This window comes from Brevundimonas sp. GW821-FHT09G01, assembly GCF_059416065.1.
Genome location: NZ_JBWKOL010000010.1, coordinates 62,087 through 85,621 on the forward strand (window position 1 = coordinate 62,087; position 23,535 = coordinate 85,621).

The following is a 23,535-nucleotide window of genomic DNA, read 5'->3' on the forward strand; positions in this document are numbered from 1 at the left end:
CCCGGTGGCGGAGATCAGATCTTCCGGAACGGAGCCGGCCCGCCGTTCACGGCGTGGACCGTCGCGCGCCCGCGAAGGCTCGGCGGCGGTCGAGTTCGCCATGGTCGCCCTCCCCTTCTGCCTGATGATGTTCGCCATCCTCGAACTGGGCCTGGTGTTCGTCACTGACTCCGTGCTGGAGAACGCCACCATCGAACAGGGCCGCCTGATCCGCACCGGTCAGGCCAAGGACTCGGGCATGACCGCCGCCGTGTTCAAGTCGGGCGTCTGTGCGCGGATGAGCATCTTCGCCGCCGACTGCCCCGACCGGCTGACCGTGGACGTGCGGGTCATTCCCCAGTTCAACACCATGCCGCCGGATCCCATGGCCGGCGGGACCTTCAGCGAATCCGGCCTGACCTATGCGAACGGCCAGCCCGGCGACCTGGTGCTGGTGCGCTCCTGGTACAAGGTGCCCCTGCTGACCACCTTCATGGCCCAGGGCCTGTCGCGGCTGAAGGACGGCACCGTGCGGATGACCGCGACCACCGCCTTCCGGAACGAACCCGCATGACCCGGTCCCTGTTCAGACGACTGGCCGGCGACGAGCGGGGCATTTCGGCGGTGGAGTTCGCCCTGCTGGCGCCCGTGCTGATCGCCTTCTATCTGGGCCTGTCCGAATTCTGTCAGGGCTACATGGCCCAGAAGCGGATGGGCCACGTCTCCGCCGCGGTCGCCGACCTGATCGCGCAGGAAGAGACCGTCACCAAGGCCAATGTGACCGACATCTTCAAGATCGGCTCCCTGATCATGAAGCCGTTCTCGACGACGGCGCTGAAGCAGCGCGTCACCAGCGTCACGCGGACCGGAAACCTGGTGAAGGTCGACTGGAGCCGGGGCGACGGCATGACCGCGCTGCTCAAGGGCGACCAGGTGACCATTCCTTCGGACCTGCTGACCGACGGTCAGAGCCTGATCATCTCCGAGGCGACCTACGACTATGACTCGCCCGCCGATTATCTGATGCCGAACATCACCAAATTCTCGCACACCTACTATCTGCGCCCGCGCGTCAGCGACAAGACGCTCTGCTCGGACTGCTAGTCGCCCGTCAGAGCCTCGCGCAGGGCGCGGATCTTGGCTTCGGTCTCGGCCAGTTCGGCGGCGGGATCGCTGTCGGCGACGATGCCCGCCCCGGCCAGGGTGCGGAACCGCCACTCTCCCGACATCCGCTCGAACGCCGCGGTGCGGATCAGCACCGAGGCCGTCATCCGTCCGTCCGCGATGTAGAACAGACTGCCGCACCAGGGACCACGCGGCGGTTCGTGGCCTGCGATGACCTTCATGGCCTGATGCTTGGGCGCGCCGGTGATGGAGCCGGGCGGAAAGGTCGCCTCCAGCAGGTCGGCGGGCCCGACACCCGGTCGCGCCCGCGCCGTCACCGTCGAGACGAGGTGATGCACCGTGGCCAGCCGTTCGACCTCGAACAGCCTTTCCACCGCGACCGAGCCGGGCACGGCCGCCCGGGCCAGGTCGTTACGCATCAGATCGACGATCATCAGGTTCTCGGCCCGATCCTTGGCGCTGGCCTGCAGGTCGTCGGCGAGAGCGGCGTCGCGGGCGGGGTCCGGATCACGTGGACGGGTGCCCTTGATCGGCCGGGTCTCGATGCGGTCGCCGTCCAGCGTCAGGAACAGTTCCGGCGAGTTGGACACGATCGCCCGATCGCCCAGCCGCCAGAAGGCGCCGTAGGCCGAGGCGCGGTCGGCCAGCCGCAACAGCACGTCGAACGGATCGGCGCCGGGATGCAGCGCGCCGGTCCAGGCCCGGGCGATATTAGCCTGGAACAGGTCCCCTGCGGCGATACGGGCGACGACGGCGGCGACCGCGGCCTCATAGGCGGCGGACGGGGCCTCGGGGTTCAGACGGGCGGCGGGCGGCGGTGGGGTGACCGGCTCGGCGGCGGCGGCGAACCAGCCCTGGGCGACCCCGGCGGCGGCCCTGGCGGCCTCGACGTCCGCGCCACGCCCGACGGCGAGGACCGTGCGGTCCCGATGATCGAAGACCAGCATCGACGGATAGCGGGCCAGCATCAGGTCGGGCCAGATCGAGGGGCGGGGCCCGGTCGCCGGCCGGGCCCCGGCGTCATAGGCCAGCAGGCCGACCGCGCCGTCGGCGAAGTCCGGATCACGCAGACGGGCCAGCCCGGTTTCGACCGGTTCGATCACCACCCGGTCCGGATCGGCGGCGACGAAGGACCAACGCCCCAACGGCCCGCCGTCGGACAGCAGGGCCAGCGCCCCATCGCGATGGCGCAGTCCGGCGGCGGCGGCGAGGGGCTCGCGCCACGGCAGGGGTCGCCGCTCGACGGCCCGGAAGGTCACGCCGACAGCCGCTCGCCGATACGGTCGCGCAGGGCCGAATCCACGCCCAGCGCCTGTTCCAGATAGGCGTCGAGCGAACCGTGCCGGTCCTCGATCCCGGCGAAGGCGGTCTCCAGATAGACCGGCTCGACGCCGAGGAAGGCGATGACGGCGTCATGGGCGGGAGCCCGGCCCGTCACCTTCTCCAGCTGGCGCGCCACCTTGGGGGCCATGCCTTCCAGATCCACGGCGGTGTTGGTCAGCATGTAGTCGGCGATCAGGTCGTCGTGATGGACGCCGAGCAGATGGTGGGTCAGGGCCGCCAGCGTGCCGGTGCGATCCTTGCCCGCCGCGCAGTGGATCAGGACCGCGCCGTCACCCTCGCCGAGCGCCCTGAAATAGCGGGCGAACAGGTCCAGGTGGGCGGGCTCGTACGGCAGGGTGCGGTAGACGCCGGTCATGAAGGTCCGGCCCGCATCGATCGTCAGGTCCGAGGTCTTCAGGAAGGTGATGTGCGGGGCCTCGCCGTTGGGACCGAGATCGCTGTCCAGCACCTGGCCGGTCCAGCCGGCCGGCCGCTTCGAGGGCTGGTCCCGGCGCTCGCCGGGGCGGCGCAGATCGACGATCGTGCCGATACCGAGACCGCCCAGCCGCTCCAGGTCCGCGTCCGAGACCCGCGCCTGATGGGCCGAGCGGAACAGGCGGCCGGTGGCGATCCGGCGGCCCGCGGCGGTGTCGTAGTCGCCATAGTCCCGGAAATTGTCGAGGGCGTCGAAGCGGTGGATGCGGTCCGTCATCCGTCCCGTCTAGCCCCTGACACGGGTCGCGTCACGCCTTCCCGACAAGGCCCTGCATGGTGTCGAGATAGGCCACGAAGGCCTTGCGTCCGGCGGGCGTCATCGAGGCTTCGGTCAGGGGCTTGCGCCCCTCGAACCGTTTGTTGACCGCGACGAAGCCGGCGTCCTCAAGCTTTCGCAGGTGGACGGACAGATTGCCGTCCGTCGTCTGCAGCCGGGTCTTCAGGGTGTTGAAGTCGGCGCTGTCGACTCCGGCCAGCACCGCCATGATGCCCAGCCGGACCCGTCCATGGATGACGTCGTCGATCCGGTTGATGTCGAACTCGTCAGCCATGGATCAGGCCGACTTCGACTGGCGCATCAGCAGGAAGCCCGGCAGGGCCATCAGCAGGAACAGGGCGGCGGCGTAGGCGAGATAGATAGCGGCCGAACCGGCGAAGAGGCCCATCAACGGGGCGGACAGGAAGGAGCCGACCGCCAGCACCAGCAGCGGGCGGGACTTCAGCATGGCGGCCGTGACAGCCCAGCCCATGCCGTAGAAGACCATGACGATCGACGGCACCAGCCAGAAGATCATCCCGTTCTGATCCGCCCCCAGGCGGACGCTGACCATGGTCATGGAGGCGAAGAGGGCGAAGATGCCCCAGCCGACCGCCGACCAGACCGTGCCGATGGCGCGCTGGGCGCCGGTGCGGACGCCCCCGGCCCGGTGCAGACGGATGCTGATGGTGAAGCAGACCACGAGGAAGACGCCGGTGGCGATCAGCCACTCGATCCCGGCGGCGGCGTACTGCGGCAGGATCAGCCCGGTCATATGGGCCCAGTGAACCAGGCTGGTCACGCCGTAGATCAGGCCGGCGGCCAGCAGGATCGAGGCCCCGCGCATCGGGCCGGTCCCGTTCTCCTCGGCCAGTTGGCGCAGCCAGGCGATGTCGGCGGGGGCATTGTCTGAGTCGGTCATATGAGGGTCATTTCTTTCAGGCCTTGCGGCCGGACGCCAGCCAGGCGCCGGGGATGAGGACGAAGGCGAACAGAGCGACGGCGTAGACGAGATACTGCTGGGGCGTTCCCAGTACCGAGACCGCGCCGCCGACAGCGCAGACGGCGCCGAGCGCCGGAGCCATCATCCAGCCGCGGCGGCCGCGAACGGCGGCCGTGGTCCAGGCGACGGCGTAGAGGCCGATGCCAACGGGCGTCATCCAGAACATGGTGGTGAAGTCCTGCCGGACGAAGGAGACGGCCAGCAGGATCAGGGCCGCGCCGATCATGGCGGCGATGCCGAAACGGGACCAGACGGCGGCCCGGCGCCCGTTGTCCCCGCCGATGCGGCGCAGGCGGGCCAGGGCGAACAGGAAGACGCCCACCGTGATCGGCCAGCTCAGCGAAAGGACCGCGGGGTGAAGATGCAGCAGGCCGCTCTGGACGCCGTACTGGAACAGGTTGGCCAGGCCGAAGGCGGTCCCGGCGAGGGCCAGCACGCGCCCGGCGGCGACGGCGAGCGTCGGCGAAACCTGATCGGGGGACGGGGCGAGGACGGCGGCGGTCATGGAGAGGAAGTCCGGTTGCGATGAAGCCGGTGTAGACGACTAGCTTTGAAATGTAAAGTACTTCGTTTGCGTCAGAAAGTGAGCGCTTGCCCGCCCCCCTTCTCCGCGACACAACGGCCTGATGAGCACCAGCTACAATCGCATCGCCTATGAGGCGCTGGAGGTCTGCAACGGCGTGACCATGGCGTCCGTCGAGGGCGCATTGGCTCGGGCCGGACTGTCGCCCGGCGCCTCGGCGGCCGACGTCGGGACCGGGAACGCCGGAGTGGCGATCCGAATGGCGCAGGCCTTCGGTCTGGACGTCACGGCGATAGAGTATGACCCGGTGATGGCCGGTCTGGCGCGGGAGCGGATCGCCGCCGCCGGGCTTGATGACCGGGTCCATCTGGCCGTCGGCGCGGCGGCGGATGTGCTGGCGAACCTGCCCCCGCTCGACCTGATCACCGCCCTGGGAACCACCAACGTCAACGGCGAAGGCCGGCCGACGCCCGAGGCCGGTTTCGCCTTTCTGAAGTCCCGACTGAAGCCGGGCGGATGGCTGCTGTGGGGCGATCTGGCGTGGATCGCCGAACCGCCCGCGCCGTTGCGCCAGATCGCGGAGACAACCAATCAGTACACGGATGATGCAGGCTGGAAACACGCAGCCCAGGCGGCCGGCTTCGAGACAGTCTGGTCCGAAGTCTCGCCGCGGGCCGTGTTCGACGCCTACGCGGCGGCGGCCGACACGGCCGCGCGGGACTGGCTGGCGGCCCATCCGGACGCGCCCGAGGCCGCGACCGTGCAGGCCGCCGCCGATCGGGTGAAGATGGTGCTGGAGTTCGGCCGGCCGTTTATCGGCTTCGGCCTGTACCTGCTGCGCGCCTAGGCCGTCCGGATGATCCCGTTCGTCGCCTGAACCGGCCACGGCGTCAGCCGCCCGCCCGCGCATGGACCGCCGGTGCATTCGCCGGTCAGGGGCTCGAACACCGCCCCGTGCCAGCCGCACAGGATCAGGGAGCTGTCCGGCGTCAGATAGCGATCCAGCTCGATCGCCAGCGGGAAACCCTGGTGGGGACAACGGTCGACATAGCCCGCGACCTGGCCGTCCTTGCGCACCACGAAGCCGTGGAAGAAGGCCTCGCCGATCTGCAGCACAAAGGCGCGCGAGCCCGGGTCGGCGATGTCGGCCTCGGCGCAGAGGGCCACATTCGGCGGCGTCTTCCAGACCCGCTTGCGTTCGGCTTGGGAAGCGTCCGTCACTAGTCGCGCTCGACCTTGAGCGGACGGGACAGCAGGTTGTCGATGACCTCGTCCACCGTGGTCTCACCGTTCAGCAGGGCGGCGACGGCGAGTGAAATGGGCATGTCGACGCCCATCTTCGTCGCCAGTTCGCGCACGGCGGGGGCCGACTCATAGCCCTCGGCGACCGACCGCTTGCCGGCCAGCGCCTGCTCCACGGTCTGGCCCTGCCCCAGGGCGAGGCCCAGGCTCATGTTGCGCGACTGCGGGCTGGAGCAGGTCAAGACCAGGTCCCCGAGGCCGCACAGGCCCGCCACCGTCTCGGCTTGGCCCCCCAGCGCCACGCCCAGGCGGGTCATCTCGGCGAAGCCCCTGGTGATGATGGCGGCGTGGGCGCTGCGGCCCAGCCCCTTGCCCTCACTCATGCCGCAGGCGATGGCCAGCACGTTCTTGATCGCTCCGCCGACCTCGGCGCCGATCAGGTCGGTCGCCAGATAGGGGCGGAAGCCCGGGGCCGACAGGGTCAGCATCAGTTCCTCGCCAAGCGCCTCGTCGGCGCAGGCCAGGGTGACGGCGCTGGGCAGGCCGCGCGCGACCTCGCCCGCGAAGCTGGGGCCCGACAGGACGGCGGCCGGGGCGGCGGGAATGGTCTCGGCCAGGACGTCGGTCATCAGCTTCAGCGAGCCGCGCTCGATGCCCTTGGAGCAGAGCACGATCGGCACGCCGGGCCGATGGTGGGCGGCGAAGGCGGCCAGGGTCGAACGCATGTGCTGGGCGGGCGGCACGGCGAGAATGACGTCGCAGGACGACAGGTCGGCCAGTTCGGTCGTGACGGAGATATGGTCGTCCAGGGTCACGCCCGGCAGGAAGGCCTCGTTGATCCGGCGCTCGCGGATGCTCTCGACCACGTCAGGTTCGCGCGCCTGCAGCAACACGTCCAGCCCGGCCCAACCCGCGACCTGGGCCAGGGCGGTGCCCCAGGCGCCGGCGCCGATCACCCCTGCGGTGCGAAATTCCATAAAGCCCACCGTATGTATTCAACGCCCTCTATGGGACGAGAGGTCTCCAATTGCCAAGCCGCGACCGCGTTCCGGATGGCCAAAGCTTCATTTGCCCGGTCCCCCGCGCCCTGCCAGATCTGGCGAATGGACAGGCGGGCGCAAGGGATCAGGATGCGGAAACGTCATGCAACGGGACTGGGCGCCATGGCCGCCTGCGTCATGGCCGTCCTTGCGCCGCCGGCTCTCAGCCAGGATGTGACCCTGACGCCGACCCCTGAAGGGGTCTCGGCCCGCTATCGGCTGACGGCGCCGACGGGGCGGTTCGAGTTCGCAGATCCCGGGGTCGCGCGGAGCGACTGGAGCCCGGAAAGCGAGGGGACCGAACTGGACGCCGCAGGCGTGACCCTCGCGACGCCCGGCGCCGGCTTCTCGATCCTGCTCCGCCCCGACAGCACCGAGGAAGGGCGCGGCTATATCGCCCTGACGCGGGTCGGCGCGGGCTATGTGCTCTACGCCCCGGCGCTGAAGGGCGCGGCCCAGGCTCCGTCCCTGGCCACGACCGCTCCCGAAGGCTGGGTGCTGACGCCCGCCGACAGGGCCGACGGCTATGTCTACCTCGGCCCGGCCTCGGCCATCCGGCGCCTGCCGTCCGGTGCTTCGGCGATCGCGGCGGATGACCTGCCGCCGGCGCTGCGCGACACGGTCTTCGGCGCCTTCGATGACGCCGTCGGCTTCTTCTCCGCGCGCTTCGGGCCGCCGCCGACGCCGCCGATCCTCTCCGCCACGATCCAGGGCGCGGGTCCGATGAGCTTTCGCGGCGACGTGACCGACACCGGGCTCATCTCGGCCCGGTTTAGCGGCGCGTCCTGGACCGCGCCGGACGCCGGTGCGTTCGAGCCGGTGGCCGCCTTCGCCTTCCACGAGACCGCCCATCTCTGGAACAGCCACCATGCTCGCCCCACCGAGGGGACGCCCTGGCTGCATGAGGGCGGAGCGGAATACATGGCATTGATCGGCGCCGTCACCACCGGCCGCATGACGGAGGCGAAGGCGCGCGAGAGCCTGTCGGAGCGCCTCACCGCCTGCCGCCGGCGGGTTGGAGCGCGTCCATCCGCCGCCGAGCGGATGGCTTCGGGCTCGGCGGTCTACGACTGCGGCGTGGTGGTCCAATGGCTGGCCGACATGGACCTGCGCCGCGTCTCCCGCGCGCCCCTGTCGGTGTTCGACGTCTGGAAGACCCTGATCGACCGGGCGGATCGGACGCCGGAATACGGCCCGGCCGACTTCCTGGCCGCCCTCGGTCCTGGGTCGGCGGCGGCCCTGCTGTTCGACGCCCCGGCCGAGAGCCGCTGGACCGAGATCGAGGCGCGCCTGACCGGTTTCGGCGTGCGCTGGGAGAACCGGCCGTCGGACCAGAATCTCGTCGTCGCCACCCTCTCGCACCTGAACGGCCAGGCCTGCACGGCGGGCGGCTCCACCGGCTTCTACATCCGCGAGGGCTATGTCCTGCTGGCCAACGAAGGCGCGTGCGGACCGCTGACCGGCGAGATTCCGCTAAAGACGATCGAGGGGTTCGACCCGCTGACCGCCGCGCCGGGGGCGTTCGCGGCGGCGCAGGCGCGGTGCGCCGCAAGCGAGCCGGTCCGCCTGGTCCGGCGCGACAGCGACGCGGTCATCGAGGTTCCTTGCGGCAAGCCGCTGGCGCCCCCGATCGCCTATGCGATCACCGAAGCCCCCATGCTGGCACTGAACTAGGCCTTGGCGCCCTTGCGGCCCGGCTTGTGGGCCGGATCGGCGAGGGCCTTCTGTTCGTCCAGCGGCCAGCGCGGCCGGGCGGCGGTGTCGATGTCCGAGGTCAGCCCCTTCCGCAGCCGTTCCGCGCCGGCGAGGGCGATCATGGCCGCGTTGTCGGTGCAGTAGGCCATGGGCGGAGCGAGGAAGGCGAATCCGTTCTTCGCCGCCACCGCTTCGAGCGTGGACCGGATCGTCCTGTTGGCCGCCACCCCGCCCGCGACGACGAACAGGCGGTGTTCATGCAGGTCCGCATAGTCCTTCAGCGCCCGGTCCGAGCGCTCGGCGAGCTGGCGGGCGATGGCGGTCTGGACGGCGTCGGCGAGGTCGGCCTTGTCCTGGTCGGTCTCGCAGGTCGCGGCCAGGCGCGAGGCGGCGGTCTTAAGGCCCGAGAAGGAGAAATCGCAGTCCTTGCGGCCCAGCAGGGCGCGCGGCAGATCGAAGCGGGCGCCGTCGCCGCTCTCGGCCAATTTCTCCAGCGCCGGACCACCGGGGTAGCCGAGCCCCAGCGCTTTCGCGATCTTGTCGAAGGCCTCGCCCGCCGCGTCGTCGATGGTCGTGCCCAGCCGGGTCATGTCGCCGACGCCGCGCACCTCCAGCAACTGGCAGTGGCCGCCCGAGACCAGCAGCAGCAGGAAGGGATAGGCCACCGGTTCGCCCAGCCGGGCGGAGACGGCATGGCCCTCCAGATGGTTGACCGCGATCAGCGGCAGGTCGCGGGCCAGGGCCACGGCCTTGCCGTAGCTCAGACCCACCATGACTCCGCCGACCAGGCCCGGCCCGGCCGTGGCGGCGACGCCGTCCAGCTGGCCGTAGTCCAGCCCGGCCTCGGCCATCGCGCGACGCGCGACGCCGTCGATCATCTCGACATGGCTGCGCGCCGCGATCTCGGGCACGACGCCGCCGAAGGCCGCATGGTCGTCGATCTGGCTGTGCACGATCGACGACAGGACCGTGGCCGCGCCGTCCCCGGTCAGCCGCACCACCGAGGCCGCGGTCTCGTCGCAGCTGGTCTCCAGACCCAGCACGACCAGGTCAGCGTCGGGCGCTTCGGTTGCCCGGCCCTTTTCGCTGCTATAGTCGGCGGCCATCATCATGGGGTCGAGGTAGCGACCCCGCCGGACCCGCGCAACGCCTCATGACCTTTCCCATCCGCATCGGCACTCGGCGATCCAAGCTGGCGCTCACCCAGTCGGGCATGATGCAGCGCGCCATAGGCCGGGCCATGGGGGTGGCCGACGCCGATCTGGCCGAGGCCGTGCCGCTGGTCGAGATCCTCACCACCGGCGACCGGGTGCAGGACCGCCGCCTGCTGGAGATCGGCGGCAAGGCGCTGTTCACCAAGGAGATCGAGGAGGCCCTGCTGGAGGGCCGGGTCGATGTGGCCGTCCATTCCATGAAGGACGTGCCCGCCGAACAGCCGCGCGGCCTGTGCATTGCCGCCGTCCCTGAACGCGAGGACCCGCGCGACGCCTTCGTCAGCACCGACTTCGCGAGCTTCGACAGCCTTCCCGTGGGCGCCCGGCTGGGCACGGCCTCGCTGCGGCGTCAGGCGCAGGCGCTGGCGCTGCGGCCGGACCTGAAGATCGAAATGCTGCGCGGCAATGTCGACACCCGGCTGCGCAAGCTGGCGGAAGGCGAGTTCGAAGCCATCCTGCTGGCCGTGTCGGGGCTGAACCGGCTGGGCTTCGAGGACGTGATCCGCGAGCGGCTGTCGCTGGACGCCTTCCTGCCCGCCCCGGGCCAGGGCGCGCTGGCGCTGCAGACGCGCGAGGGCGAAAGCGCGGCCTGGGTGGCCGCCCTCAACCACCCCATGACCGCCCTAGCCGTGGCCGCCGAACGCGGGGCGATGACGGCGCTGGAAGGGTCGTGCCGCACGGCGATCGGCGCCCACGCCGAGATCGGGGAAGGCCATCTGCGCCTGACCACTGAAATGCTGGCTCCGGACGGCTCGGTCCGCTGGCGGCGGTCGGGCGAGATCGGCGACGTCCACGCCGCCGATGCGCAGGACCAGGCCCGTGCGCTGGGCCTGCGGCTGGGGGCCGAGGTCCACGCCGCCGGCGGCGACCAGAGGATCGAGACCTGACCGGCCTCCGCCGCATCTGGGTGACCCGCACCGAGCCGGGCGCATCCCGGACGGCGGCGCGGTTGGCCGCCCGCGGCTTCGACCCCCTGATCGCGCCGGTTCTGGCCGTCCGCCCCATCATCCAGCCGGCCCCCGACCTGAGCGGAATCACAGCCCTGGCCTTCACCAGCCCGAACGGCGTGGCCGTGTTCGCCGACCTGACCCCCGACCGATCCCTGGCCGTGTTCGCCGTGGGCGATGTCACCGCCGAGCGGGCGCGGCAGGCGGGGTTCACGACCGTGACCTCGGCCTCGGGGGCCCTGGCGGACCTGGCCTGGCTGATCGCGAGTGAAGCAACCGGACGGGTGCTGGTGCCGGGCGCTCGCGAGCCGGCCGGGGATCTGGACGCCCTGCTGAACCGCGCGGTCGAGACCGTGATCCTGCCGGTCTATGAGGCGACGGAGACCCGGGCCAAGGCGCCGGCGGATTTCGAAGCGGTGCTGGCCCACTCCCCTCGCGCGGCCAAGGCGGTGGCCCGGGCCCTGGGCCGTGACGGCGGCGCGGGACGGCTGGCGGTGGCCATTTCGGCGGCCGCGGCGGCCCCTCTGGCGGCGGCCGGTTTCGCCGAAATCCGCACCGCGGGCGAACCGACCGACGCCGCCGTGCTGCTGGCGCTTGGCAATCCGGCGGCCCGCGTATAAAGAGCGCCTCTCGCGCGGTTCGGAAACGCCCCGAACCGGTCGCAGGCCGCTTTAGCTCAGCTGGTAGAGCATCGCATTCGTAATGCGGGGGTCAGGTGTTCGAGTCACCTAAGCGGCACCACCTTTCCTGAGCCGTGCAAGCTTTGAAGCCGGGCCGCGATGGGCCGGAAGGCGCTTCAGCCTGGGAGTTGCGTGGGCGCCCAGTGGGAGGCCGTTCAGGCCGCGCTGAGCGCGTTGCGGCCGTGAAGGCTGTGACCCCGGACATCCAGCTCAAGGGAAACGCAGCGGCGACCGCCGCTGACGTATTTGCCGGCGGCGGGCCGGAGTCGACCTGCGTGGCGCTGCCGCCCCCAAACCTGACAGCCGCCTTGAGGCGACAGTTCACCGGGACGCACTGCTGTTCGCCGATCAAGGCGCACCATTGACCGAGCCGGGATGGACGGCCGTGCGGCGACCGGGTCAACCGACGCCATGACCCGTCCATCTCTCAGTCAACGCGCCGTTGCGCCCAACGCAGCGCCTGTTCTTCCCACCTTGGTGATCGCAAAGGCGCTTCGATCATCCGATCCACGATCGCAGCCGACACCCCCTAAGCTCCGGATAGCCAAAACAATGCTGAACAGAATTTCCGCCGCAATCGGCCTGATCGCGGTCATGGGCGGTCTTGCCGATAGCGCAAACGCCCAAACAACGCAGAGCGCGGAAGCGGACAACACGGCCGCCGCGATTGAACGCCTGGTCCAAAGCGAGATGGCGTCTCGCGGTATTCCGGGGCTCCAGCTGGCGATCGTGAAAAACGGCGAAATCGTCTTCACGGGCGCTTACGGCCAGTCCGACTTCGAGACCGCGACGCCTGTGACGGACCGCACTGTTTTCGGCATCAACTCGATCAGCAAGGCCTTCACCGGCGTGGCGGCCATGCAGCTCGTCGAGGCCGGAAAACTCGATCTCGATGCATCGGTGACGCAATATCTCGAAGGGCTTCCGTCCTCGTGGAATGAGATCACTGTCCGCCAGATCCTCACGCACACGTCCGGCCTGCCCGAGATCATTGACGACAATACCCGACTGATCGACGGCGCCGAGCCCGATGCCGCCTGGGCAAGGGTGCAGGAACTGCCCCTGCGATATGCGCCCGGAACGCAGTATGCCTACAACCAGACCGGCTATGTCCTGATGGGCAAGATCATCGAAAGGCTCTCGGGCGAGCCCTTCGTCGACTTCGTTCGCGAGGGGCAGTTCAACGCGGCGGGCATGGAGCAGGCCCGCTTTGGACACACCGTTGATACCGTGCCTGAGCTCGCCTCGCTCTATACCTATTTGACGCTGCAGATAGCGGATATGAGGACCGTCGGCGTCGAGCGCAGCGAGACCCCGATGGCGCGCCAGGAGACGTGGCCCGCCTACATGCATCCCACCGCAGGCGTTCAGGCCACGGCCACAGATCTGGCCGCATGGGTTATCGCGCTGCAGAAGGGGCGACTCGTCAGCGAAAGGGGCCTCGAACAGCTCTGGACCCCGCAGCAGCTGCCGGACGGAAGCTATCGCGGCTTCAACCGGACCATCAATGGCTATGGACTGGGCTGGCCGGTCATCCGCCGCGCGGAACATCCCGCGATCACGCCCACGGGCGGCGATCGCGCGGCGATCTTCATCTACCCCGAGGATGACCTTACGGTGATCGTTCTGACGAACCTCTTGGGCGCCGGGCCCCAGAGATTTGCTGACAAGATCGCTTCGCAATACATCCCCGGCCTCGCCGTCGAAAACTGACCATGGCGTCTCGTCGCGAGGGCGGCCGGATGGACGGTTCAGGCCAGAAGCCTTGTGCATGCTGGCCTGAACCGCCCCAGCAGAGTCGAATGCGCAATGCGGGGGTCAGGTGTTCGTGTCACCCAGGCGGCGGCGCTTCCCCAGGGTTCAGTTGAAGACCGCGTGGTACAGCCGGCGCGGCCCGGGGGCGGTCTGCGTCGGGATCAGGTGAACCTCGACGGCGTCGGCGTCATCGCCCGGGCGCATCAGATACTGACCCTCGACCAGCAGGGTGTCCCAGGGCGTGCTGAAGATCAGGATGAAGGGATCGCGGCCGCCGGGCATGCCGCCCTTCAGGTCGTCCACGGCGTCGAGCTTTATCTTGACCGGCGCGGGCTGGGTGTCGACCAGCCAGTCCCGGCCGACGAAGGCCCTGAACAGGGGGGCGGTCAAAATAACGAGGGACGAGGGGATCATCTGGAGCTCCGGCTGCGACGCACATGGTGCATGTTCGCGCGAGGTCTGCAATCTAGAGGGATGGCATCGTCTGAAAACTCTCCACTGGTTGAGCTGCGTCCGGAAACGGCCGCCGACGCGGATGTCGTCGACGGATGGGTGCGCGCGCATCTGATCGCGGCCCTGGGCGGCTTCGATCCCGGCCCGCTGATCGACATGCAGGTCCGGTCCCGCGACGCCATGCTGGCGCAGCGGTTTCCGGATCTGGAACGGCGCGTGGCCTGGATCGGAGAAGTCCGCGCCGGCAGCCTGCTGACCGGTCCGCTGGACGGCGCCCTGCACGTGGTCGAGATCATCACCGCCCCGGACTGGCGCCGGCGCGGCGTCGGCGCGGCGGTTCTGGCCGCCGTCGCGGAGGAGGCGCAGGCCAAGGGACGGGATGTCACGGCGCTGATTTTCGCCTCGAACACCGCCTCCCTGGCCCTGTTCGCCGCCGCGGGTTTCGACGTCGATCTCCCGCCGGCGGCGGCGCAAGCGACCGCCCGACTGAGAACCAATATCAACGTTCGATAGCGTCTGGCCGCCTTCGAAAGCCTATGCCATGGTTGTGCCCGCAAGGGGTTTCGCGTTGCGCGAACCCGATAAAGGGAGGGCGAGTCTATGGAAGCTTTTATGGGGACGATCCTGGCGTTCGGCTTCAATTTCGCGCCGCGCGGATGGGCGCTGTGCAACGGCCAGACGATCGCGATTTCGCAGAATTCGGCGTTGTTCGCCCTGTTGGGCACCAATTACGGCGGTAACGGCCAGACCACGTTCCAACTGCCGAACCTGCAGAGCCGCCTGCCGATCGGCATGGGCCAGGGCATCGGCCTGTCGCCCTATACCATCGGTCAGGTCAGCGGCACGGAATCGACGAGCATCACCATCAACAACATGCCGTCCCACAACCACGCGATCTCGGTGAACAACACCGCCGCGACCGTGAACCTGCCGACCGCCGGCGTGTCCATCGCCGACGCCAACGGTTCGGATCCGAGCAACGGCGACGCGGTGACGGTGAACATCTACGCACCGGCCGCCCCCAATGTGGCGCTGCATCCGCAGACCTGCGGCATGAACGGCGGCAATCAGCCGATCTCGATCCTGCAGCCGACGCTGGCGATCAACTATTCGATCGCCCTGGAAGGCATCTTCCCCAGCCGGAACTGACACGCGGCCCGGTTGAACGGCGACAGACCGGCCTCCTGTGCGAGCGCCGGTCTGGACGCCCCGTTCGGATCATCCTAGCAAGATCGCAGTATCGGAGCGATCTATGTCGGCAGATCTCAGCCCGCGTCAGGAACAGTGCCTCAGACTGACGGCCTTTCTGACCGACAAGGAAATCGCCGTTCGGCTGAATCTTTCGGAAGCCACGGTCAAGAAACACGTGCACGAGGCCTGCCGCCGCATGGGGGTCAACCGGCGCAAGGCGGCCTTGGCGCTCCTGGAACGAAACGTACCAGAGGCTACGAAAGACTCCATTGGCGTTCCGGATTCCGCCCCCTCTTCTGTCTTCCACGTCAGGGAGGCAGACAATGGTTTCTCAAACACAACCCCTACCCCAGTGGACCTGGGAGGATCTGGAAGCCGCGCTGGAGGGCTTCAGCTCGCTCGGGAAGAACGACCCGGTGCGCGCGCATCTGATGCGTGGGCTGGCCGCGGACGCGGAACGCTCGAACCCGCGGGAGCTCTTGCAGCAGGTGTTGAGCGCTGGCTGGGTGATGGCCCAGGTGGGCGCGCAGAACCCAGGCTCGGGTACCGGCCCCCGCCCCGCAACTGGGGCGTCCGCGTCCTGATCATCGTCGTGATGCTGGTCCTGGCGGCGGTGATGATGCGGGCGATCGCCGACAGCGTCGTCGCCTACCAGCGTCAGGTCCTGACCATCGACGAAACCGTCATGCAAGGCGCCGCCCGCGCCCCGGCCCCCTAAGGCCGGCGCGGGCTCCGCCGCTGGAGGAGCCATGGCGCCCTTTCAACTCTTCTACCTGCTGCTCAGCCTGGGCGTCTTCGCCTGGGCGTGGATGCGTGGAGGGCATACCGAGCGGACCGGCGTGGCCGTGTTCGTGTTCGCCTTCCTGGCCAGCTTCATGTTCCAGACCCTCACCCTCAAGGATTTCCGCCTCGGCGAGGCGCTCGTCGATCTGGCCCTGTTCGCGGCCCTGGTCTGGCTGGCGCTGCGCCGGGACCGCTGGTGGACGCTGGCCGCGTCCGCCTTCGCCGGCCTGACCATGATCGCCCATGGCCTGATGTTCCTGACGCCCGATCTGCAGGAGCAGCACATCCGCATGGATGTGGCGTCCCGCTGGGGCATCGGCGTCCTGCTGGTCCTGTGCCTCGCCGGCGGCGTGGTCGAACGCTGGATGGCGGGGGAGCGGCCGGTGAGCACCGAGGCCCGTTGGCGCCGCCCCCAACGCAGCGCGACTTGAACATATAAACATAGCTTTATATGTTTGGCGGGTCGCCCCCTAGGAGCCTGCCTTGTCCCGTTCATCCTTCCTGTTCACCTCGGAAAGCGTTTCCGAGGGCCACCCGGACAAGGTCGCCGACCGCATTTCCGATTCCGTGGTGGACCTGTTCCTGTCGAAGGATCCGGAAGCGCGGGTGGCGTGCGAGACCCTGACCACCACCAATCTGGTCGTGCTGGCCGGGGAAATCCGTGGCCGGGGCATCATGGGCGTGGACGGCCAATGGGCCCCGGGGATCGAGCAGGAGATCGAGGCCGTCGTCCGCGCCGCCGTGCGCGACATCGGCTATGAGCAGGACCAGTTCCACTGGAACACCTTCGAGTTCCAGAACCACTTGCACGGCCAGTCGGCCGACATCGCCGTGGGCGTGGACGCCGCCGGCAACAAGGACGAAGGCGCGGGCGACCAGGGCATCATGTTCGGCTACGCCTCGAACGAGACGCCCGAGTTGATGCCGGCCACCCTCCAGTACAGCCACAACATCCTCAAGCGCCTGGCCGAGGTCCGCCATGCGGGCGGGACGCTCCTGGAGCCCGACGCGAAGTCGCAGGTCACCATCCAGTACGAGAACGGCAAGCCCCTGCGCGCGGCCTCGATCGTGCTGTCGACCCAGCATGCGGTCGGCCGGGCCGCCGAGGTGACCGCCTTCGTCAAGCCGCTGATCCTTGAGGTGCTGCCCGAAGGCTTCACCGACGAGAACACCGTCTGGCACATCAATCCGACCGGCATCTTCGAGATCGGCGGGCCGGACGGCGACACCGGCCTGACCGGCCGCAAGATCATCGTCGATACCTACGGCGGCGCGGCCCCGCACGGCGGCGGCGCCTTCTCGGGCAAGGACCCGACCAAGGTCGACCGCTCAGCAGCCTACGCCTGCCGCTACCTGGCCAAGAACGTGGTCGCCGCCGGCCTGGCCGAGCGCTGCACGATCCAGATCAGCTACGCCATCGGCGTGGCGGAGCCCCAGTCGATCCACGTCGATCTGCACCGCACCGGCAAGATCGACGAGAGCGTGCTGGAGGAGAAGCTTCTGGGCTTCATCGGCGGCGGCACCCCGCGCGGCATCCGCGAGCATCTGGGCCTGAACAAGCCGATCTACGCCCGCACCGCCGCCTACGGACACTTCGGCCGTCAACCGGACGCCGACGGCGGCTTCTCGTGGGAGAAGACGGATCTGGTCGAGAAGCTGAAGGCTCTCTGAGGCAGTAGGGCCGCGGCGGAAACGTCGCGGCCCTTCGCTTGCACCGCCGCCGCGTCCCCCACTGCCTAATGCCTACTGCCTATTCCCTACTGCCTTCCCGGCGACGGCGAGCTATACGCCCCGCCATGTCCTCCGATCCCGATACTCCGATCACCCCGACCTGGGGGCCGCTGCGCTCGTTCGGGCGCATCAAGTCGCGCACGCTCAAGCCGCGCCAGGCGGCGCTGTTCGACACCCTGCTGCCGGCCATCGCCGTGCCCGATCCGGAAGCGGGACCGATCGATCCGCAGGCGCTGATGCCCGGCGCGAAGGAAGTCTGGCTGGAGATCGGCTTCGGCGGCGGCGAGCATCTGGCGGCCCAGGCGGCGCGCCGCCCGGACGCCCTGATGATCGGCTGCGAGCCCTTCCTGAACGGCGTCGGCTCGGCCCTGCGCCATATCGAGGACGGCGCTCTGAAGAATGTGCGCCTGCACGCCGATGACGCGCGCGACGTGATGAAGGCCCTGCCCGACGCCTCGCTGGACCGGGTGATGATCCTGTTCCCCGACCCCTGGCACAAGGCGCGCCACAACAAGCGCCGCCTGATCCAGGACGAGAGCGCCGCCGAGATCGCCCGCCTGCTGAAGCCCGGCGGCCGGCTGCGGTTCGTGACCGACTGGAAGGACTACGCCGAATGGGCGCTGGAGCGCCTGGAGCGGACGCCGGGCCTGCAGTGGACCGCCGACCGCGCCGACGACTGGCGCGTGGCCCCGCAGGACCACGTGGTCACCCGCTACGAGGAGAAGAAGCTGGGCGACACCCCGCCGATCTTCCTGGAGTTCATCCGGGTCTGAACACCGGCAGGCGGCGCAGGGCCGCCGCGCACGCCGCGACCAGCCCCGACTTGACCAACGCCCCGATCAGGAAGGGCGTGAAGCCGGCCGCGATCGCCGCCACGCCCATGGCCGTCGCCAGCCACGCCGTGCCGACGGCGAGGATCAGAAGATGGGCGGCCAGCAGCAGGCCGACCCTGGCCGCCACGCCGCGCGCCCGCTGGTAGAGCGCGCCGGCCAGGGCCGCCGCCACGGGGAAGGCGAACAGATAGCCGGCGGTCGGCCCGGTGAAATGCTCCAGGCCGGAAGCGCCGTCCGACAGCACCGGCAGGCCCGCGGCCCCCAGCGCCAGATACAGCAGGACGGCGACGCCCCCTCGCCAGGGCCCCAGGGCGGCGCCGGCCAGCAGCACCGCGAAGGTCTGCATCGTCATGGGGACAGGAACCATGGGGACATTGATCCGCGCGCAGACGGCCGCCAGCCCGGCGAAGACGACGATCAGGGCGGCGGAGGTCAGGACGCGCATCCCCTCCCCGAACCATGCGCTCCCGGACCGCGCAAGTCGCCTCTGGCTTTCGCCAGGGAAGCGGCGCAGGAAACCGGAAAATCACACCGGAGGCCGCGCCATGACTTTCACCCTCAAGGATGCGTCCGCGCCGATCTTCGTGCGCGGCCTGACCAATCTGTCCCATCTGATCGACAAGGCCGTCGAGGCCGGTCTGGACGAGGCCGAGCTGCTGGAGGCGCGCCTCGCACCGGACATGAGGCCGTTCGCCGACCAGATCCGCATGGCCAGCTTCTCGGGCCGCAGCTGCGTCGCGCGCCTGACCGGCCAGCCCTGGCCCAAAACAGACGACAACGAAGCCTCGCTGGCCGAGCTGAAGGCGACCATCGCCCTGTCGATCGCCTTCATCGAAGGCGTCGATGCGGCGGCGTTCGAGGGCGGCGAGACCCGTCGCGTCGAACTGCGCTTCCCGGGCGTCGAGCTGGATTTCGACGGCGTCGGCTATCTGACCAGCTTCGCCATCCCAAACTTCTTCTTCCACGTGACCACGGCCTACGCGATCCTGCGCAACCGCGGCGTGGCCCTGGGCAAGCGCGACTTCCTGGGTCAGCTGGACCTGCTTCAGGCCGCCTGAGTCAGGTCGGCGAGGAGGCTTTCGGGCGGTCCGCGAAGGCCTTGATGAAGGCGTACTGTTCGTCGGTTTCGGGCACGGGACGTCCCCGGGCCCGGCCGACGCGCAGTATGGCCTCGTCGATGTTCATCCCGCCCGCGACCAGCGCGCAGATGGCCAGAGACGGCGCGCGGCCCAGGCCCGCCCGGCAGTGGATGACGATCGCCTGTCCCGCCCGCAGGCGGTTGCTGATGGCCCGTGCGACCCGGGCGTAGGCCTCGACGTCGCCCGGCAGGCCGTGATCGACGATGGGGAAGTTGTAGAAGCCGACGCCGTGCCGCTCAGCCGCCGCGCCCTCTTCGGCCAGGCCGAACTCGGCGGCCTCGGCGGGCTCGAGCATGCTGACCACGTGGTCGACCATGCCGCGGTGCAGATGCTCCATCTGAGCGTCGAGAGCGTCGCCGCCCTCAGGCTTGCGTGACACGCCGAGACGCCCGGGCGTGTCGAGACCGATCCAGTAGACTTTCATCGAGAGTGTTTCTGGCGGCAGCCCCCCCGGAACGCAATCCGGATTATCGGGGCTGACAAAGCCGTCCCGCGGGTCTATACGCCGCTCCACATCGTTAGACCGGCTCCTAACGGCGCCGTTAAAGCGGCGGCCCGGACGGCCAGCCGCTTTTATTTTGCCCGGGACCCAACTTGAAGGCCAAGACCGCAGAAGACCGCCAGCTCCTGGAGCTGATCGAACCCATCGCCGAGAGCCTGGGTCTTGAGGTCGTGCGCGTGCGGCTGATGGGCGGGACCCTGCGCCGTCGCCTGCAGATCATGGCCGAGCGCGGCTCGGACCACGACATCGCCGTCGAGGAATGCGCCCGCCTGAGCCGCGCGGTGTCGGAGGTGTTCGACGCCGCCGACCCGATCGCCGGCGAATATCTGCTGGAAGTCTCGTCGCCGGGCATCGATCGCCCGCTGACCCGCCTGAGCGACTTCGACCTGTTCGAAGGCTATGAGGCGCGTCTGGAGACGGACCGGATGGTCGAAGGCCGCAAGCGCTTCAAGGGCGTGCTGGCCGGGACCGAAGACACCAATATCGCCATCGATCTGGAAGGGGAGGAAGACACCGCCCTGATCCCGTTCGAATGGCTGGTCGACGCCAAGCTGGTGCTGACCGATGAACTGATGAAGGCGGGGGCCGAAAAACGCGCCGCCCGCAATGAAGACAACCAGACTGAGGCTGAGGACTAAGACATGGCCGTTGGCGTTTCCGCGAACCGTCTCGAACTGCTGCAGATCGCCGATGCGGTCGCGCGCGAGAAGAACATCGACAAGGAGATCGTCATCGAGGCGATCGAGGAAGCGATCCAGAAGGGCGCCAAGTCGCGCTATGGCGCGCACCACGACATCCGCGCCAAGATCGACCACAAGACCGGCGAACTGGCCCTGACCCGTCACGTCACCATCGTCGAGGACGACTGGCAGCCGGAAGACGAGCTGGAAGAGTTCAACGACAGCGCCATGGTGCGCCTGAAGGATGCGCTGAAGCGCGATCCGGAAGCCGAAGTCGGCAAGGAATACGTCGAGAACCTGCCGCCGTTCGAGTTCGGCCGCGTGCAGACCCAGATGGCCCGCCAGGTCGTGACCGGCAAGGTCCGCGAGGCCGAGCGCGCCAACCAGTACGAAGAGTTCAAGGACCGCGTCGGCGAGATCGTCAACGGCACCGTCAAGCGCGTCGAATACGGTAACACCATCGTCGACCTGGGCCGTGGCGAAGGCATCATGCGCCGCAACGACTCGATCCCGCGCGAAACCTTCAACATCGGCGACCGCATCCGCACCTACATCTACGACGTGCGTCCGGAAGCGAAGGGCCCGCAGGTCATGCTGTCGCGCTCGCACCCGGGCTTCATGGCCAAGCTGTTCGCGCAGGAAGTGCCGGAAGTCTACGATGGCGTGATCGAGATCCGCGCCGCCGCCCGCGACGCCGGCTCGCGCGCCAAGATGGCCGTGCTGTCGAACGACTCCTCCATCGATCCCGTCGGCGCCTGCGTCGGCATGCGCGGCTCGCGCGTTCAGGCGGTCGTCGCCGAACTGCAGGGCGAGAAGATCGACATCATCCAGTGGAACAACGACGAGCCCACCTTCATCGTCAACGCCCTGGCCCCGGCCGAAGTGTCGAAGGTCGTGCTGGACGAAGAAGCCGACCGCGTTGAAGTCGTGGTTCCGGACGAGCAGCTGTCGCTGGCCATCGGCCGCCGCGGCCAGAACGTCCGCCTGGCCTCGCAGCTGACCGGCTGGCAGATCGACATCATCACCGAGAGCCAGGACTCCGAGCGTCGCCAGCGCGAGTTCAGCGAGCGCACCAGCCTGTTCCAGGAAGCCCTGGACGTGGACGAGGTCATCGCCCAGCTGCTGGTCACCGAAGGCTTCGCCACGGTCGAGGACCTGGCCTTCGTCGAGCCGTACGAAATCTCCGACATCGAAGGCTTCGACGAGGACACGGCGGAAGAACTGCAGGCCCGCGCCCGCGACTTCCTGGACCGCAAGGCCGCCGAGCTGGACGCCAAGCGCACCGAACTGGGCGTCGAGGACGGCGTTCTGGCCGTTCCGGGCGTGACCCTGGCCATGGCCGTGGCGCTCGGCGAGGGCGGCGTGAAGACCGTCGAGGATCTGGCCGATCTGGCCACCGACGAAATCCGCGGCGGCTACGAAATCCGCAGCGGCGAACGCGTGAAGGTCCCCGGCGTGCTGGAGAGCTTCAACCTGGCGCAGGAAGACGCCGAGATGCTGATCCTGCAGGCCCGCGTGGCCGCCGGCTGGATCGACGCCTCGGAACTGCCGCAGCCGGAACCCGAGCCGGAATACGAGGAAGAGTACGCCGAAGGCGAATACGACGCCGACGCCGTGTTCTCGAACGCGCCTTCCGAAGAGACCGAAGAGGCCCCGGCTGAAGACGCCGAAGACCTCGACCAACCCGAAAACGCGTGATGGGAGACCCCGCCGTTCATGAGCCTGCGCGACGCGACGATCGATAGGGAACGCCGCGACCTGGTCACCCACCAGGTCATGGATGAATCTCGTCTGATCCGTTTCGTCGCCGCTCCGGACGGCGCGGTCGCCCCCGACCTGGCGCGCAAGCTGCCCGGCCGCGGCCTCTGGGTCGCGGCCGACCGCGCCTCCCTCGAGGCGGCGGTCAAGAAGAACCTGTTCAGCCGCGCGGCGAAGGCCCCGCTGAAACCCGCCGCCGATCTGCCCGATCTGGTGGAAAACCTGCTGTTCAAGCGCTGTCTGGAGCAGCTGGGTCTTGCCCGGCGCGAAGGCGCTCTTATCTCTGGCTTCGAGAAGTCGGCCGCCGCGATCCGATCCGGAAAGGCCGCATGGATCGTCGAGGCGGCGGACGGGTCCGCCGACGGACGCGGCAAGCTGCTGGCCCTGGCGAAACACCAGACGCCGCCCCCCAAAGTGTGCGGGGCCTTCACCGCCGACGATTTGAGTTTGGCCCTCGGGCTGGAAAATGCGATACACGCCGTCCTGCTTGAGGGCGGGCGGGCCGATCGTTGGACTTTCGAAGTCGAACGGCTGGCGGGATTTCGACCGTTGACGCCTCCGCAGTGGGGCGACGAGACGGCTGGGGCCCCGGATGGAAATTCAGACGGGCGGGGTTCCGCTCCCTGACGGGGGGCGGAGTTCCGCACGGCTTTTTGTGTTTGGACGATCAAGTTTGGAATGGGCCCGGGACTGTCCCGAGCCAAAGTAAAGCGACCGGATGACTGACGAGAACGACAAGACCAACGACGGCAAGACGACCCCTTCGACGCCCGCGTCGACGACAGGGCCGCGCGCGCCGCTGAGCCTGAAGCCCCGGACGGCGGGATCGGTTTCGACCGGCACCGTGCGCCAGAGCTTCAGCCACGGCCGCACCAAGACCGTGGTGGTCGAGACCAAGCGCCGCGTGGGTGCGACGCCGGGCGGACATCAGCGTCCGCAAGGCTTCGATGTCGCTCGCCCGGCCGCTCCGGCCGCCGCCCCGCAGGCGCCGCGTCCGGTCGCGTCGTCCGACGCCGGCGGCCTGTCGGCCTCCGAGCAGGAAGCCCGCCGCCGCGCGATCGAGCTGGCCACCCAGCAGAACGTCGAACGCGAACGCGCCGCCGCTGAGGAGCGCGCCCGCAAGGACGCCGCCGCCCGTGAGCAGGCCGCCGCCGCCGAGCGCGCCGCCAGCGCCGCCCAGGCTGAGGC

At 69.1% G+C, this 23,535-nt stretch carries 29 protein-coding genes, 1 tRNA gene and 1 pseudogene; 20 read left to right on the plus strand and 11 right to left on the minus strand.

Features of this window, described 5'->3' with window-relative positions; translation table 11 throughout:
* Nucleotides 1–4: 4 nt before the first annotated feature.
* Together AC07NB_RS16060 and AC07NB_RS16065 are read left to right on the plus strand one after the other, a co-directional pair.
* The gene (locus tag AC07NB_RS16060; protein ID WP_492311725.1) at nucleotides 5–553 is read left to right on the plus strand and encodes a TadE/TadG family type IV pilus assembly protein; all 549 of its coding nucleotides are present in this window, start codon (nucleotides 5–7) and stop codon (nucleotides 551–553) included.
* Complete coding sequence (locus AC07NB_RS16065; RefSeq protein ID WP_492311726.1) at nucleotides 550–1,083, plus strand: TadE/TadG family type IV pilus assembly protein; 534 nt, start codon at nucleotides 550–552, stop codon at nucleotides 1,081–1,083. The genes AC07NB_RS16060 and AC07NB_RS16065 overlap by 4 nt, the downstream gene beginning before the upstream one ends.
* Here the strand turns inward: AC07NB_RS16065 and AC07NB_RS16070 are convergent.
* From AC07NB_RS16070 to AC07NB_RS16090, 5 genes are read right to left on the minus strand one after another with little or no spacing between them, the layout of a single operon-like run.
* Complete coding sequence (locus AC07NB_RS16070) at nucleotides 1,080–2,363, minus strand: anthranilate synthase component I family protein (protein WP_494572212.1); 1,284 nt, start codon at nucleotides 2,361–2,363, stop codon at nucleotides 1,080–1,082. The genes AC07NB_RS16065 and AC07NB_RS16070 overlap by 4 nt on opposite strands.
* Nucleotides 2,360–3,139: a tyrosine-protein phosphatase gene (locus tag AC07NB_RS16075; RefSeq protein ID WP_494572213.1), complete on the minus strand. Its 780-nt coding sequence runs from the start codon at nucleotides 3,137–3,139 to the stop codon at nucleotides 2,360–2,362. The genes AC07NB_RS16070 and AC07NB_RS16075 overlap by 4 nt, the downstream gene beginning before the upstream one ends.
* 31 nt (nucleotides 3,140–3,170) lie before the next feature.
* Nucleotides 3,171–3,473, minus strand: coding sequence for a winged helix-turn-helix domain-containing protein (locus AC07NB_RS16080; RefSeq protein ID WP_291833178.1), 303 nt, complete (start codon nucleotides 3,471–3,473; stop codon nucleotides 3,171–3,173).
* Between the two features lie 3 nt (nucleotides 3,474–3,476).
* The gene (locus AC07NB_RS16085; RefSeq protein ID WP_291833175.1) at nucleotides 3,477–4,100 is read right to left on the minus strand and encodes a hypothetical protein; all 624 of its coding nucleotides are present in this window, start codon (nucleotides 4,098–4,100) and stop codon (nucleotides 3,477–3,479) included.
* Nucleotides 4,101–4,116: 16 nt separating this feature from the next.
* On the minus strand, nucleotides 4,117–4,686 hold the full coding sequence (locus tag AC07NB_RS16090; protein WP_494572214.1) for a hypothetical protein: 570 nt from the start codon (nucleotides 4,684–4,686) through the stop codon (nucleotides 4,117–4,119).
* Between the two features lie 121 nt (nucleotides 4,687–4,807).
* Here AC07NB_RS16090 and AC07NB_RS16095 point away from each other — a divergent pair, with 121 nt between their 5' ends.
* Nucleotides 4,808–5,551, plus strand: a complete 744-nt coding sequence (locus AC07NB_RS16095) for an SAM-dependent methyltransferase (protein WP_494572215.1) — start codon at nucleotides 4,808–4,810, stop codon at nucleotides 5,549–5,551.
* On the opposite strand, the gene AC07NB_RS16100 is transcribed toward AC07NB_RS16095, so the two are convergent.
* Nucleotides 5,548–5,925, minus strand: coding sequence for a Rieske (2Fe-2S) protein (locus AC07NB_RS16100; RefSeq protein ID WP_494572216.1), 378 nt, complete (start codon nucleotides 5,923–5,925; stop codon nucleotides 5,548–5,550). The two genes, AC07NB_RS16095 and AC07NB_RS16100, sit on opposite strands and share 4 nt — an antisense overlap.
* The gene (locus AC07NB_RS16105) at nucleotides 5,925–6,923 is read right to left on the minus strand and encodes an NAD(P)H-dependent glycerol-3-phosphate dehydrogenase (protein ID WP_494572217.1); all 999 of its coding nucleotides are present in this window, start codon (nucleotides 6,921–6,923) and stop codon (nucleotides 5,925–5,927) included. The genes AC07NB_RS16100 and AC07NB_RS16105 overlap by 1 nt, the downstream gene beginning before the upstream one ends.
* Nucleotides 6,924–7,076: 153 nt before the next feature.
* Between AC07NB_RS16105 and AC07NB_RS16110 the strand changes: the two genes are divergently transcribed.
* Nucleotides 7,077–8,660, plus strand: coding sequence for a hypothetical protein (locus AC07NB_RS16110; protein ID WP_494572218.1), 1,584 nt, complete (start codon nucleotides 7,077–7,079; stop codon nucleotides 8,658–8,660).
* Here AC07NB_RS16110 and tsaD read toward each other — a convergent pair.
* Nucleotides 8,657–9,787 (minus strand): tRNA (adenosine(37)-N6)-threonylcarbamoyltransferase complex transferase subunit TsaD, encoded by a 1,131-nt coding sequence (gene tsaD / locus AC07NB_RS16115; RefSeq protein ID WP_492311733.1) that lies wholly within the window; start codon nucleotides 9,785–9,787, stop codon nucleotides 8,657–8,659. The genes AC07NB_RS16110 and tsaD overlap by 4 nt on opposite strands.
* Nucleotides 9,788–9,834: 47 nt before the next feature.
* Between tsaD and hemC the strand changes: the two genes are divergently transcribed.
* The 4 genes from hemC to AC07NB_RS16135 all read left to right on the plus strand — a co-directional run bounded on the left by hemC (nucleotide 9,835) and on the right by AC07NB_RS16135 (nucleotide 13,235).
* Entirely contained in the window at nucleotides 9,835–10,782 is a 948-nt protein-coding gene (hemC, locus tag AC07NB_RS16120) for a hydroxymethylbilane synthase (protein ID WP_494572219.1), read from the plus strand.
* Between the two features lie 20 nt (nucleotides 10,783–10,802).
* Complete coding sequence (locus AC07NB_RS16125; RefSeq protein ID WP_494572220.1) at nucleotides 10,803–11,462, plus strand: uroporphyrinogen-III synthase; 660 nt, start codon at nucleotides 10,803–10,805, stop codon at nucleotides 11,460–11,462.
* A gap of 45 nt (nucleotides 11,463–11,507) precedes the next feature.
* Nucleotides 11,508–11,583: transfer RNA gene (locus tag AC07NB_RS16130), tRNA-Thr, on the plus strand.
* 491 nt (nucleotides 11,584–12,074) lie between these two features.
* Nucleotides 12,075–13,235, plus strand: a complete 1,161-nt coding sequence (locus AC07NB_RS16135; protein WP_494572221.1) for a serine hydrolase domain-containing protein — start codon at nucleotides 12,075–12,077, stop codon at nucleotides 13,233–13,235.
* A 147-nt stretch (nucleotides 13,236–13,382) separates the two neighbouring features.
* Here AC07NB_RS16135 and AC07NB_RS16140 read toward each other — a convergent pair whose 3' ends face one another.
* Nucleotides 13,383–13,691, minus strand: a complete 309-nt coding sequence (locus tag AC07NB_RS16140; RefSeq protein WP_494572222.1) for a DUF6916 family protein — start codon at nucleotides 13,689–13,691, stop codon at nucleotides 13,383–13,385.
* A 60-nt stretch (nucleotides 13,692–13,751) separates the two neighbouring features.
* Here AC07NB_RS16140 and AC07NB_RS16145 point away from each other — a divergent pair, with 60 nt between their 5' ends.
* The 7 genes and pseudogenes from AC07NB_RS16145 (at nucleotide 13,752) to trmB (ending at nucleotide 18,208) form a co-directional block, all read left to right on the plus strand.
* Nucleotides 13,752–14,243 (plus strand): GNAT family N-acetyltransferase, encoded by a 492-nt coding sequence (locus tag AC07NB_RS16145; protein WP_494572223.1) that lies wholly within the window; start codon nucleotides 13,752–13,754, stop codon nucleotides 14,241–14,243.
* An 87-nt stretch (nucleotides 14,244–14,330) separates the two neighbouring features.
* A complete protein-coding gene (locus tag AC07NB_RS16150) occupies nucleotides 14,331–14,879 on the plus strand; it encodes a phage tail protein (RefSeq protein ID WP_492311738.1) in 549 nt (182 codons plus the stop codon).
* A gap of 103 nt (nucleotides 14,880–14,982) precedes the next feature.
* Nucleotides 14,983–15,132 (plus strand): annotated as a pseudogene (locus AC07NB_RS16155) (helix-turn-helix domain-containing protein); the annotation flags it as partial.
* Nucleotides 15,133–15,513: 381 nt separating this feature from the next.
* Nucleotides 15,514–15,639, plus strand: a complete 126-nt coding sequence (locus AC07NB_RS16160; protein WP_291833138.1) for a hypothetical protein — start codon at nucleotides 15,514–15,516, stop codon at nucleotides 15,637–15,639.
* 31 nt (nucleotides 15,640–15,670) lie between these two features.
* Entirely contained in the window at nucleotides 15,671–16,135 is a 465-nt protein-coding gene (locus AC07NB_RS16165) for a hypothetical protein (RefSeq protein ID WP_291833134.1), read from the plus strand.
* A gap of 52 nt (nucleotides 16,136–16,187) precedes the next feature.
* Nucleotides 16,188–17,375, plus strand: coding sequence for a methionine adenosyltransferase (gene metK / locus AC07NB_RS16170; RefSeq protein WP_492311739.1), 1,188 nt, complete (start codon nucleotides 16,188–16,190; stop codon nucleotides 17,373–17,375).
* Between the two features lie 125 nt (nucleotides 17,376–17,500).
* Entirely contained in the window at nucleotides 17,501–18,208 is a 708-nt protein-coding gene (trmB, locus tag AC07NB_RS16175; protein WP_494572224.1) for a tRNA (guanosine(46)-N7)-methyltransferase TrmB, read from the plus strand.
* Here trmB and AC07NB_RS16180 read toward each other — a convergent pair.
* On the minus strand, nucleotides 18,195–18,713 hold the full coding sequence (locus AC07NB_RS16180) for a biotin transporter BioY (protein ID WP_494572225.1): 519 nt from the start codon (nucleotides 18,711–18,713) through the stop codon (nucleotides 18,195–18,197). The genes trmB and AC07NB_RS16180 overlap by 14 nt on opposite strands.
* A 100-nt stretch (nucleotides 18,714–18,813) precedes the next feature.
* Between AC07NB_RS16180 and AC07NB_RS16185 the strand changes: the two genes are divergently transcribed.
* Entirely contained in the window at nucleotides 18,814–19,326 is a 513-nt protein-coding gene (locus AC07NB_RS16185) for a DUF1993 domain-containing protein (protein WP_494572226.1), read from the plus strand.
* Between the two features lies 1 nt (nucleotide 19,327).
* Here AC07NB_RS16185 and AC07NB_RS16190 read toward each other — a convergent pair whose 3' ends face one another.
* Nucleotides 19,328–19,831: a protein-tyrosine phosphatase family protein gene (locus AC07NB_RS16190; RefSeq protein ID WP_291840777.1), complete on the minus strand. Its 504-nt coding sequence runs from the start codon at nucleotides 19,829–19,831 to the stop codon at nucleotides 19,328–19,330.
* Between the two features lie 170 nt (nucleotides 19,832–20,001).
* Between AC07NB_RS16190 and rimP the strand changes: the two genes are divergently transcribed.
* From rimP to AC07NB_RS16210, 4 genes are all read left to right on the plus strand, one after another.
* Nucleotides 20,002–20,547 carry a ribosome maturation factor RimP gene (gene rimP / locus AC07NB_RS16195; RefSeq protein ID WP_291840779.1) on the plus strand — a complete coding sequence of 182 codons (546 nt, stop codon included), beginning with the start codon at nucleotides 20,002–20,004 and terminating at the stop codon, nucleotides 20,545–20,547.
* Between the two features lie 3 nt (nucleotides 20,548–20,550).
* The gene (nusA, locus tag AC07NB_RS16200; protein WP_492311744.1) at nucleotides 20,551–22,287 is read left to right on the plus strand and encodes a transcription termination factor NusA; all 1,737 of its coding nucleotides are present in this window, start codon (nucleotides 20,551–20,553) and stop codon (nucleotides 22,285–22,287) included.
* 18 nt (nucleotides 22,288–22,305) lie between these two features.
* A complete protein-coding gene (locus AC07NB_RS16205; RefSeq protein ID WP_492311745.1) occupies nucleotides 22,306–22,974 on the plus strand; it encodes an RNA-binding protein in 669 nt (222 codons plus the stop codon).
* A gap of 91 nt (nucleotides 22,975–23,065) precedes the next feature.
* The coding region (locus tag AC07NB_RS16210; RefSeq protein WP_494572227.1) for a translation initiation factor IF-2 associated domain-containing protein at nucleotides 23,066–23,535 on the plus strand (470 nt) is incomplete at its 3' end.